General features: G+C 33.7%; 9 protein-coding genes. 4 read left to right on the plus strand and 5 right to left on the minus strand.

Features of this window, described 5'->3' with window-relative positions; translation table 11 throughout:
* Position 1 precedes the first annotated feature (1 nt).
* The 4 genes from sprC to J7574_RS02190 form a co-directional block, all read right to left on the minus strand.
* Positions 2 to 1,435, minus strand: coding sequence for a gliding motility protein SprC (sprC, locus tag J7574_RS02175; RefSeq protein WP_290963569.1), 1,434 nt, complete (start codon positions 1,433 to 1,435; stop codon positions 2 to 4).
* Positions 1,432 to 1,830: a hypothetical protein gene (locus J7574_RS02180; protein WP_290963571.1), complete on the minus strand. Its 399-nt coding sequence runs from the start codon at positions 1,828 to 1,830 to the stop codon at positions 1,432 to 1,434. The genes sprC and J7574_RS02180 overlap by 4 nt, the downstream gene beginning before the upstream one ends.
* A gap of 100 nt (positions 1,831 to 1,930) precedes the next feature.
* Entirely contained in the window at positions 1,931 to 3,223 is a 1,293-nt protein-coding gene (locus J7574_RS02185; protein WP_290963574.1) for a hypothetical protein, read from the minus strand.
* Positions 3,224 to 3,404: 181 nt separating this feature from the next.
* A complete protein-coding gene (locus tag J7574_RS02190; RefSeq protein WP_198855090.1) occupies positions 3,405 to 3,857 on the minus strand; it encodes a hypothetical protein in 453 nt (150 codons plus the stop codon).
* A 446-nt stretch (positions 3,858 to 4,303) separates the two neighbouring features.
* Here J7574_RS02190 and J7574_RS02195 point away from each other — a divergent pair, with 446 nt between their 5' ends.
* The 4 genes from J7574_RS02195 to recA all read left to right on the plus strand — a co-directional run bounded on the left by J7574_RS02195 (position 4,304) and on the right by recA (position 7,624).
* On the plus strand, positions 4,304 to 5,452 hold the full coding sequence (locus J7574_RS02195; protein ID WP_290963576.1) for a DNA polymerase III subunit delta': 1,149 nt from the start codon (positions 4,304 to 4,306) through the stop codon (positions 5,450 to 5,452).
* A gap of 6 nt (positions 5,453 to 5,458) precedes the next feature.
* On the plus strand, positions 5,459 to 5,842 hold the full coding sequence (locus J7574_RS02200; protein ID WP_290963578.1) for a DoxX family protein: 384 nt from the start codon (positions 5,459 to 5,461) through the stop codon (positions 5,840 to 5,842).
* 121 nt (positions 5,843 to 5,963) lie between these two features.
* A complete protein-coding gene (locus J7574_RS02205; RefSeq protein WP_095930181.1) occupies positions 5,964 to 6,473 on the plus strand; it encodes an acyl-CoA thioesterase in 510 nt (169 codons plus the stop codon).
* A gap of 143 nt (positions 6,474 to 6,616) precedes the next feature.
* Positions 6,617 to 7,624, plus strand: coding sequence for a recombinase RecA (gene recA / locus J7574_RS02210; RefSeq protein WP_111368298.1), 1,008 nt, complete (start codon positions 6,617 to 6,619; stop codon positions 7,622 to 7,624).
* A 555-nt stretch (positions 7,625 to 8,179) separates the two neighbouring features.
* On the opposite strand, the gene J7574_RS02215 is transcribed toward recA, so the two are convergent.
* Positions 8,180 to 8,920, minus strand: a complete 741-nt coding sequence (locus J7574_RS02215) for a 1-acyl-sn-glycerol-3-phosphate acyltransferase (RefSeq protein WP_290963587.1) — start codon at positions 8,918 to 8,920, stop codon at positions 8,180 to 8,182.
* Between the last annotated feature and the right edge of the window lie 264 nt (positions 8,921 to 9,184).

Here is a 9,184-nt window from a genome sequence, read left to right on the forward strand (position 1 = left end):
ATTATTTTATAACGGTTATTGATCCTTTTTTTTCACCTGTGTCGGACTGAATGACATAGTAATAAACGGGATTTACATTCTTAAAATCTATATTGTTTTGAGGCCAATCGCCTTGGTAATTCACTACATCCAAAACCATATCTCCGTTTGAACTAATGATCATTACCTTTGTGTTTGCATTTTTATACTCATCTGGAATATTCCAATACGGATTCATTCCGCTTAATTTTATAATGTTTGGAATAACGCTCGCTGGACCAGAATCTCCATTTATTCTAAATGAAAATTCCTTAGTTGCTATACATCCAGATGCTTGAGAAATTTTTACTTTATAATTACCTTTAACAGCTACCACATACGAGCTTGATGTTTCACCAGAAATTAAATTGTCGTTTAAATACCATTCAAAAGTTGGTGCAGAAGCATCTGTTGTAACATGTACAGTTATTGTTTCTCCTTCATTTAATTTGTATCCGTCCTGAGCATCAATACTTGCTTCAAAACCATTGCTTTGAAGATTAATAGACCCGGTAGCTTTACATCCGCCAAAATCAACTTCTACTGTATAAACACCAGATTCGTTGGTTGAATACGTACGATTTGTTGCTCCAGCAATCACAGCTCCATCTTTCTTCCAAGTATAACTATTTCCAGATGTTGCTGTTAAAACTGTGCCTGTACCACTAGCACAAAAAGGGTTTCCTAAACTTGAATTAATAGTTACGCTAGATCCGCTAGAAGAAGAAGTAACATTCACACGATTAGAGCTAAAATTCACATCAGAACATTGGCCATAATCAATTTCTGCATAATACTTTCCTGTACTATTGACAACTATTTCTTTTGATGATTGTCCTGCAATAACAACATCATCTTTATACCATTTATATTTGATATTAGGAATATCAATTGGAGATGGAGTTTCTGTACTAACAGAAAGAGTTAAACTACCGCCAGAACACAGCATAGCAGTATCACTCTTATTATTAATAAAGAAAGATGATTCGTATTGCTTGAAGTATGCAGGAAATGAGGTGTTTCCTAAAGAGTTTCTAAATCTTGTACTCGTTACACCTGTTGAACTTTTTACTCTAAGACTATAGGTATCAGAACCAATTAAATTGGTAGGCACCGCATACTTAATTGTTTTTTGAGTTGCAGAAACATCAATAGTCTGAAGAAGAGTTGTGGCAACAGGAGTAGTAAAATTTCCCGCAGCGTCTGAAAGCTCAACTACAAAAGTAGTACCTGCGGGAAAATCTATATAACTAAAGGTAGCATAAAATTCGTTGAAAGAATTACCAGCACAAAGTTTTTCCAATCCATCAAATGTTTGAGGAACTATCGTTTGAGCATAGGAATTCGATCTAGCAAATAATAAAATGCTAAATAAAATTAAAACTTTAAAAAAAGATAAAGTAATTTTTTGAATCATATAGTGCGTTTTCTTGCTAGATCTATACGCTCAAAAAACAAGATATCAATGAATGTTTCAGAGAAATCATACTTGTAGTTTTCAATTACTTCTTTTGCAAGAATTGAAGTTGCAGCAAGTGTTGAATTGTCTTCACAATCGTTAGATATTGTATTAGGTTCAGCGACTATAGTAAGGCTGTCCTTGGGGTTGGACATCCCTACTATAAACTGATCAAAATTGCTGTTTTCAACAGCATTGTTATTGTTGTTTTGGTTATTGCAAGCCAAAGTTAAACTGCACTCAGAAACAGCAGCCTTTGTAGGTTTTTCTGCTGTATTCTGTGCATATAGAGTTAACGATATAGGCGAAACCAAAAATATTATATATAAAAAATATTTTTTCGTAGATACCATTATGTCTTGATCTTTATTTGGGCCCGTAAGACGATACATAAATTGTGTCTGGGGACTTAATTAATAAAATTTACGCGTGGGAAATAAAAATCGAAACTATTTATCTATTACCGCTAGAAGCTGTGATTTTTCCTAATTGTAATCTAAAATCTGGTTTTTTAGGATTGAAGATATCAATGAATGTTTCTTTGTTATCGCTTTGAGAGTAAACATTAAAGAAAACACTGTTTCCATACCAGCTCTCTAAATCTTCATTGTTAGAATTGTATTCAGTAAAGATGTTTCCTTTACATAAGTTGAAATACATTTCCTCAAATTTGATTTTTTTAAGGTTGGCATCATTGATTTCAGTTTTGCTGTCTAATAATACTGCAGGGTTGAATCCAGAGATTACACTTCTTTTCATTTCAAGAGAAGCATTTTCAGCTACATAAACAGCCTCTTTTACTAAACCTGCTTGAATGTCAGCGTTAATATTTTCACTGTCATTAACCATTGTAATATTGCTAGCAACTACTAAAGTTTGTTTTTTAGTGAAATCTGTTTCAGATTTCTTTTCAAAAGATCTTACCTCCATACAACGAGATCCGTCTTTGGTACTTGAGAAGTAAGAAGATCTAACTGCTAAAGAGTTGAAGAAACGACATTGAACTCCTTGAGAGAATTTAAAGTCATCGTTAACTGATTTATATGAAACGAATTTTGTAACATTTAAGTCACCACCTAAGATTCCGAAAGAATCTCCGCCAGCGTAACTAACCATTACATTTTCAAGTACTGTCTTGTTTCCAACAGCAGCAAGAGTTAAAGCATTGAAAGTATCTAAGCCTTTTACTTTTTTACCAGCAAATTCAATTCTTACGTATCTTAAAATACCAGAGTTTGAAGCTACATTGTCTCCACCGTAAGTAGTCATTGTAGGATCAAGGTCTAGGTTATAAGAACCTACATTTCCGAATTTATTAATTGGTGCATCTCCAAGGATTACAATTCCACCCCAATCTCCCGCTTTTTTCATGCTTCGGTTTGAAGTAAATACAATTGGATCTGTTTCTAAACCATCAGCTACAAGTTGTGCACCTTTTGTAACTACCAATGTTCCTTTTGTTTCGAAATCACCAATGATTACAGTTCCAGGTTCGATAGTTAAAACTGCATTGTTTGTAACATAAACGTTTCCTTGTAGAACGTAGATATTTTTTTTCAGCAATTTAGTATTAACAGAAATATTTCCTGCCAAAATTTGGTTTGCTTCTCCATAGTCAACTTTATTAGGCTTAAACTCGGTCCAGTTGTTTAACCAATTGGTGTAGCCCATAATTCCTTTCTCTTGTTGAGCACTCATACTCGCAACCGTCAAAAGAACGCAGATTAATTGAGTAATTTTTTTCATGATAAGGGGGTATTACGGTTAATAATAAATTTGGGTATGCGTAAATGTAAAAACTCCTCTCAAGTTTTCCGAAATTTTCAGGATCCTTTGAGAGTGAGTTGTTTTTTTTATTTTGTTTCCTAAGAGCACCAAGTGGTATTTACTTTGGCTTTCCTAAAAAAGATTTTAAAAAATTACTTTATTACATTTCGTTCAAATCGTTGAACTCGTGTAAAGATTTCAATGTACTTTCGTAAAACAAAATTGCAGCGATTAGATTCCCTTTATCAGAGTAAGGCATCATTTTTCTTTGAAAATCTACAGTAGTATCTAAGAAAGTAGTTGTACCAACTGCCTGAGCATCTAAAACTTTTTTGTGTTCATTATCGTCTGGAATACCTAAGTCTGCCATAGTAACACCTGGCTTAGTAACCAAAGCAATGTAAGGGAGAGTTTTAACTAATACTTTAATACGCTCGATGTATAGTTCCAAAAGTTCACCCTTTTGCATACCACTTAATTCTTTTTGGTCATGATATTTTCGGATAAGAGCAGTTGTACTGATAATACTTCTCGGTGCGTTTTTAGCTTGTGCTGAAACAGCTGCAGTAGTTAAGATAAAAAAAGCACTAAATAGAATAATTTTCCCTTTCATAGATTCTTATTTTATAATTGGTTGTTGATAAAAACAAAAATATATAAATTAACTTAAATTACAACTTTAATAGATTTTTTTTTCAAAAAATTTCCTTAAAAAAACCTTAAAAACCAGCCTTATGTCGAGAAAATGTGCGTTTTAACGTGCTTTTTGTTAAAAATGTTAATGAAAAAACCGTAAGATATTAACTATAAAAAATAAAAAATTGACTCAATAAATAACCAAAAAATACATACGTTTGTCGGTTTTTGAAAAAAAATATTAACAAAAACACCTTGATATTTACTCACTTGAAGATATTTATTAACAAAATTCTGTCGAAAATGCTTCCAAAAATTCAAAAAAACAGCCTTAAGAGTTAAGTGCTAAATTTCAAAATTAAGGCATCGAAATTATCTCATCTCTAAAATTTTTGACTACACTTTTTCTTCTATCTTTGCCCTATGCAATTTTCTCAAATTTTAGGTCAAGATTACATCAAAAGCCACTTGATAAAAAGTGCTGCTTCTGGTAGAATTCCTCATGCACAATTATTCGTTGGCCCAGAAGGTAGCGGTACATTAATAACTGCCATTGCTTACGCCCAATACATTTTGTGCAATAATACGGGTGACGAAAATTCAAACGGAAATGATTCCTGCAATCTTAAGTTTGACAACATCTCTCATCCCGATCTTCATTTCATTTATCCAACTGTTACAACCGAAGATGTAAAAACAAAACCAAAGAGTCTAGATTTTATTCAGGATTGGCGAGGTTTTATTCAAGAAATGCCTTATGGTGGCTTATTCGATTGGTACAAAATTCTGGGCGTTCAAAACAAACAAGGAGAAATTCGTGTTGAAGATGCGCAGGAAGTTTTAAAATCGCTTTCGCTAAAATCTTACGAAGGCGGCTACAAAATTATGATTATCTGGATGGCCGATAAAATGAATATCGCCGCGTCCAATAAACTTTTAAAACTTTTGGAAGAACCATCAGATAAAACGATGTTTATTCTGATTTCTGAAAACGAAGAAGATATTATCCAAACCATACGTTCGCGTTGCCAGGTCATCCACTTTAACGGACTTCCAGAAAAAGTAATTGCCGAAGCTTTGGTTGCTCAAGAAAATATAGATTCAAATCTGGCTAAAAAAATTGCCCATCAAGCTCAAGGAAATTTTAATAAAGCGCTGCATCTCTTAAAAGAAGATGATGACGATCTTCCATTCGAGCAATGGTTCGTCAATTGGGTTCGCGCCGCTTTTAGAGCAAAAGGAAATGCGGCAGCCATTCAGGATTTAATTTCTTGGAGTGAGCAGATTGCTGCGCTGGGACGCGAAAGCCAGAAAAAATTTATTCAGTATTGCATCGAAATGTTCCGACAAGCTCTTATGCTGAATTATCAAACTCCGAGTTTGGTTTACATTGAACCGAAAGTGGACAAATTTAAATTGGAGAATTTTGCGCCTTTCGTAAACGGAAATAACATTCACGAAATATTCAAAGAACTTTCAGATGCCATGTATCATATTGAAAGAAATGGAAATGCAAAAATAATCCTCACCGATTTATCGATCAAATTGACTCGTTTAATTCATAAAAAATAATTTATAATGAACAATGTTGCCTCAATTTTACTTTTAGCTTTTCTAGCTTTAACTTTTTTACAATCGGGTTACGAAAAAATTTTTTACTGGAAAGATACTGTAACTTGGCTAAAAGAACATTTCGCTAAGACTCCATTAAAAAATCAAGTTCCGCTGGCTCTTTTGCATTTACTAATTTTGGAGTTAATTTCTGGAATTTTATGCGTTGTTGGGGGAATCCAATTATTTACAAATAACGGAAGAGAATTTGGTTTTTATGGAGCTATCTTTTCTTGTATCAGTTTGCTAATGATGCTTTTCGGACAAAGGCTTGCAAAAGATTACGATGGCGCGAGAACCATTGTTATCTATTATATCCCAGCCATTATGGCTGTTTATTGGTTGAATTAGTCGACCTAATTATTAAAAAAATCAGTCACCAATTTCACAGATTTATACCGATTTTTTAATCTTTTAATCTCTGATTCCGATGCTATCGGGAGTGGCAAAAAATAAATTTATTATCAAAAAAATGAATCCAAAACATCCTTCAGAATCCTTAACAATTTTAACTGATTTAGTTTTACCGAGCGAAACAAATCCTTTAAACAATCTTTTTGGCGGTGAGTTATTAGCCAGAATGGATCGTGCAGCAAGTATTGCAGCTCGCAGACATTCGCGCCGAATTGTGGTAACGGCTTCTGTAAATCACGTTGCTTTTAATAGAGCCATTTCGCTTGGAAGCGTTGTAACCGTAGAAGCAAAAGTTTCAAGGTCATTCAAAAGTTCGATGGAAGTTTTTATTGACGTTTGGGTAGAAGATCGCGAATCTGGAAACAGAACAAAAGCCAACGAAGCAATCTATACTTTCGTGGCAGTAGACGACACCGGAAGACCTGTTGAAGTTCCTGCAATTATTCCAGAAACCGAACTTGAAATTCAACGTTTTGATGCCGCACTACGTCGCAAACAATTGAGTTTGCTACTTGCTGGGAAAATTAAACCTTCTGATGCTACAGAATTAAAGGCCCTTTTTTTATAGATCAAATTTGTGACAATTTGGAACAATCAAACTTCAGAAAAAGAAGTAATTTTACAAATTGAAAAAATAGATTAATAAAATATAGAAGGTTTTTCTTATTTTTATCCAGAAAGACAAAATAATAATTTACATATTTAGAAAAAATGAGTTCAGAGAAAGAAGCCAAATTAAAAGCACTACAATTAACGCTTGATAAACTTGACAAAACCTACGGAAAAGGAACCGTAATGAAAATGGGCGATAGAGCCATTGTAGAAGTAGAAACGATTTCTTCTGGCTCATTAGGTGTTGACTTAGCTCTTGGAGTAAACGGATATCCAAAAGGAAGAATTATCGAAATATATGGTCCAGAATCTTCTGGAAAAACAACTTTGACACTTCATGCTATTGCAGAAGCTCAAAAAGCAGGCGGTATTGCCGCTTTTATCGATGCCGAGCACGCATTTGATAGAAATTATGCCGAAAAATTGAATGTTGACATCGAGAACTTAATCATTTCTCAGCCAGACAACGGAGAGCAAGCTTTGGAAATTGCCGAAAACTTAATTCGTTCTGGAGCTATTGATATTGTGGTAATTGACTCTGTTGCTGCCTTGACACCAAAAAGTGAAATCGAAGGTGAAATGGGAGATTCTAAAATGGGTCTTCACGCACGTTTGATGTCTCAAGCTTTGAGAAAACTTACTGGAACTATCAGCAAAACAAACTGTACCGTTTTCTTTATCAACCAGCTTCGTGAAAAAATTGGTGTTATGTTCGGAAATCCAGAGACTACAACTGGGGGTAACGCACTTAAATTTTACGCTTCAGTTCGTTTAGATATTCGTCGTTCTGCTCAAATTAAAGATGGCGAAAACGTAATTGGTAACAGAACTAAAGTTAAAATTGTTAAAAACAAAGTAGCACCACCTTTCAAAACTGCCGAATTTGACATTATGTACGGAGAAGGTGTTTCTAAAACTGGTGAAATCTTAGACTTAGCTGTTGAATTCGACATCGTTAAAAAAGCAGGATCTTGGTTTAGCTATGGCGATACAAAATTAGGTCAAGGTCGTGATGCGGTAAAAGCTTTAATTAAAGATAATCCAGAACTTGCTGAAGAACTGGAAATTAAAATTAAAGAACACATGAAAGAATTGGCAAATGCCTAAACATAAGTCAAAAAAAGACAATTTAAGAGCCGAATGATTCTCAAAAATCGTTCGGTTTTTTTTATTTAAAAATAAAATTGAAATTTTCACGCAACCTTTTTACCAAACCTCCATCTATTAAAAAAACAGTTTGCAATTTGGTATTGCCATATACCAATTTGGCTTTTTTTAGAATTTACGTTGGTTGGTTATTTGAGTAAAAACCCGTTAGTCATCTTCATCTAACGGGTTTTGTTATTATTATTTTTAAATTCGGACGCAACCTTTTTAATTTTTCTTTATCTATAATAATGTGACATTAACGTGAGTTATTAAACCAAACTCTTTATTATCAACCATTAATATTTTGAATCATGAAAGAAAAAATGGAATTGTTGTACAATAAAAACCGAAGAAAAACCAAATTGAAATTTAAAAAAGTATTGCGTTTTATTTCAGAAAAGATAATTCACAGATAATAACTTTTGAATAAAAATAGGGGGTTTTTAATTCAAAGAAAAGCCGGCAGATCAAATCAATCTGCCGGCTTTTGTATTTTACATAATGTTTTTATGGTTATTTCTGAAAATCGATCAAACCATTGTAAATCATAGTTCTTACTTGGTCTCTCAATTCTTTTCTGTGATCGCTTGTCAATCCTTCTGTTTCTACGAAAGGTAAAATTCGAGCTCGCATTTTCCCAGGACTTCCGCTCATAAAGGTATATGAAAAGCGGTCTTTGTTATCTGGAAAAACAATAGGTACAATCGGAATCTGATGCTCTATTGCCAATCTGAATGCACCGTCTTTAAACTCATCCAGTAAAATACTTTCATCATCTGGAACTCCACCTTCTGGGAAAATACAAATGCTTAAACCTTGATTCAATCTATTTTGAGCTCTTTTAAAAACTTCATTTTTGCTTTTAGATGAACTTCTGTCAACCAGAATACAAGTCCTTTTGTAGAAAAATCCAAAAAGCGGAATCTTCACCAGCTCCTTCTTTCCAACAAAAACAAAAGGGTTTTTAATTAAAGCCAGCATAAGCATTATATCGGTCATCGAGGTATGGTTGGCCACAATCATATAACTTTTGCCTTTAATGAGCTTCTGTTCGCGTTTTACGGTATAATAAAACCCCATCCCGAAAAGGATGAATTTAGCCCAAACTCGAGCCATTTTAAAAAAATAGGGATAACCTTTCTCAGAGATTATAGAAATCAATAAAAAAGGCAGCATGATAAGTATTGGAATTGCCATCAAGACATAAAACCAAACGCGCCAAATAATCCAAAAAGCAATCTTAAATATTTTCATAGTTTCAAAAGTAAGAAAGAGAAATCAATTCTTCTCAAAATAATTTTTATTGTGATGTAAAACTAGCTTTGTACTTTGTAACGCAGAGATCGCAGAGGTTTTTCGCAGAGTGCGCTGAGTTTTTTAAGAAAATGCTTTGCATAAGTGCGCCGAGTTTATGCTCTATTTTTCTTCTCATTTTTAAAACTTTACGAAAACTCTGTGAACTTTTGTAACGCAGAGGGCGCAGAGGTTTTCGCAGAGTGCGCTGAGTTTTTTGAGAAA

Origin of the sequence: Flavobacterium sp. (assembly GCF_017744675.1) — a bacterium.
In the GTDB taxonomy this organism is placed as follows: domain Bacteria; phylum Bacteroidota; class Bacteroidia; order Flavobacteriales; family Flavobacteriaceae; genus Flavobacterium.

Bases quoted from the DNA above. Each gene is read 5' to 3' on its own strand.
- J7574_RS02180 (WP_290963571.1), bottom strand. From the start codon at position 1,830: ATGGTATCTACGAAAAAATATTTTTTATATATAATATTTTTGGTTTCG.
- J7574_RS02200 (WP_290963578.1), top strand. From the start codon at position 5,459: ATGAACAATGTTGCCTCAATTTTACTTTTAGCTTTTCTAGCTTTAACT.
- J7574_RS02205 (WP_095930181.1), top strand. From the start codon at position 5,964: ATGAATCCAAAACATCCTTCAGAATCCTTAACAATTTTAACTGATTTA.
- sprC (WP_290963569.1), bottom strand. From the start codon at position 1,435: ATGATTCAAAAAATTACTTTATCTTTTTTTAAAGTTTTAATTTTATTT.
- J7574_RS02185 (WP_290963574.1), bottom strand. From the start codon at position 3,223: ATGAAAAAAATTACTCAATTAATCTGCGTTCTTTTGACGGTTGCGAGT.
- recA (WP_111368298.1), top strand. From the start codon at position 6,617: ATGAGTTCAGAGAAAGAAGCCAAATTAAAAGCACTACAATTAACGCTT.
- J7574_RS02190 (WP_198855090.1), bottom strand. From the start codon at position 3,857: ATGAAAGGGAAAATTATTCTATTTAGTGCTTTTTTTATCTTAACTACT.
- J7574_RS02195 (WP_290963576.1), top strand. From the start codon at position 4,304: ATGCAATTTTCTCAAATTTTAGGTCAAGATTACATCAAAAGCCACTTG.
- J7574_RS02215 (WP_290963587.1), bottom strand. From the start codon at position 8,920: ATGAAAATATTTAAGATTGCTTTTTGGATTATTTGGCGCGTTTGGTTT.